Source organism: Photorhabdus noenieputensis, from assembly GCF_018448935.1.
GTDB classification, from domain to species: Bacteria; Pseudomonadota; Gammaproteobacteria; order Enterobacterales; family Enterobacteriaceae; genus Photorhabdus; species Photorhabdus noenieputensis.
In genome coordinates this window covers 1-1,933 of the sequence record NZ_RCWC01000105.1, presented here as the reverse complement: position 1 = coordinate 1,933, position 1,933 = coordinate 1, and the positions used below count along the sequence as shown (strand labels likewise).

General features: G+C 65.9%; 1 protein-coding gene. It reads left to right on the top strand.

Annotated elements, in window-relative coordinates; translation table 11 throughout:
- Positions 1-18: 18 nt before the first annotated feature.
- The coding region (locus EAE91_RS23305; protein ID WP_244869012.1) for a condensation domain-containing protein at positions 19-1,933 on the top strand (1,915 nt) is incomplete at its 3' end.

The following is a 1,933-nucleotide window of genomic DNA, read 5'->3' as shown; positions in this document are numbered from 1 at the left end:
TATGCCGGGAGTGAGGCATTGCAGGCGGAACGGGGGTACTGGCAGGACCAGCTGTTGGTGGCGGGAGAAGGGCTGGCGGTGGATTATCCCGGGGCGGGGGCGTCGTTACAGGCGGACAGTGAGGAGGTGGTTATCCGCCTGTCGGCGGCGGAGACCGGTCAGTTGTTGCAGCCGGCGGGGGCGGCCTACCGAACCCGGGTGGATGAGTTGTTGCTGGCCGGGGTGTTGCAGGGATTCTGGCGCTGGCGCGGGCAGCGCGGCCTGCGGGTCTGGCTGGAAGGGCACGGGCGTGAGCTGTTGTTTGATGAGCTGGATACCAGTGGCACGCTGGGGTGGTTTACGTCGGTGTACCCGGTGAGGCTGTCGCGGCCGGCGACCGGGGGGCTGGCGGGGTTAATCCGGCAGGTGAAGGAGACGTGCCGGGCGGTGCCGCATCACGGGATAGGGTACGGTATTTTGCGTTATCTGGCCGGCGACCCGGTCCTGGCGGCGGCGGAAGCGGCGGGCGGGCCGGAAGTGGTGTTTAACTATCTGGGGCAGTTTGATGGGGGCGAAGGGGGCCTGTTTACGCCGGCACCGGGAGAGACGGGAGAGCCGGTGAGCGGGCGGCATAAACGGCATCACCGGTTAGGGCTGAACGGCTGGGTGGCGGGGGGCCGTCTGCATCTGGTGCTGGATTACAGCCGGCGGGAGTATGAGCGGGCGACGATGGCGGGGCTGGGTGAGGCGATAGAGCAGGGGTTGCAGGCGGTGATAGCGCACTGTGTGGCGGTGGGACAGGGAGGGTATACGCCGGCGGATTTTCCGCTGATGCGGGTGTCAGAGTCGCAGTTGTCGGCGTGGGAGCAACAGTACCCGGGATTCGAGGACCTCTATCCGGCGACGCCGATGCAGGCGGGGATGTTGTATCACGACCAGCTGTCGGGGGAGAGCGGGGGAGTGTATCTCTGTCAGACCGTCGTGATGCTGGCGGGTTCGCCGGATATTGCGCGGTTACGGCGGGCCTGGGAAACGGTGGTGCAGCGGCATGCGGTGTTGCGTACGCAGTTTGTGGCGGACAGCGAGGGGGGTCTGGTGCAGATGGTGCGGTCGTCGGTGAGTCTGCCGTGGTCGGAGGCGGACTGGTCGGGGCTGACAGAGGCGGAACAGGCGGCGGCGAGTGAGGCGTGGTGCCGTGAGGACCGGGCGCGGGGATTTGACGTGACGGCAGCGCCGCTGATGCGGATAGGGATAAGGGCGTGTGGCGGCGGGCGTTACCGGCTGTTGTGGACATGCCATCATATGCTGCTGGATGGGTGGAGCGGTCCGCTGGTGTGGCAGGAGATACAGCGGTTGTACCGGGAAGGCGAGGGGGCGGCGTTGCCGTTACCGGTGGCGTATAAGGGGTATATTGCCTGGCTGGGCAGGCAGGACAGGGAAAAGGCGCGAGCATTTTGGCGGACGGCGTTATCGGGGGTGGAAGGGCCGACGCCGCTGAATGTGGCGCGGGTATCGCGGGGCGGTGCGGAGACGCAGGAGGAAAGGACCCACACGGTGAGGCGGGTGTTATCGCGGCGGGAGACGGCGCGGCTGCACCAGGTGGCGCGCCGGAGTGGGACGACGATGAGTACGCTGTTGCAGTGCGCGTGGGGGTATCTGCTGCACAGTTACAGTGGCGAGGAGACGGTGGTGTTTGGCCTGACAGTATCGGGTCGTCCGGCGGAGGTGGCCGGGGTAGAGGAGATGGTGGGGTTGTTAATCCAGACGGTGCCGGTGAGGATGGAGTTTGGGGAGGGGGTTGGGCTGGATAGCTGGTTGCGGGTGCAGCAGAGCCGGCAGGCTGAGTACACGGAATACGGTTATCTGGGGTTGAGTGAAATCCGGCGGCAGAGTGAGGTCTCGGGGGAGCAGGGGTTGTTTGAGAGTCTGCTGGTGTATGAGAATTATCCGGTAG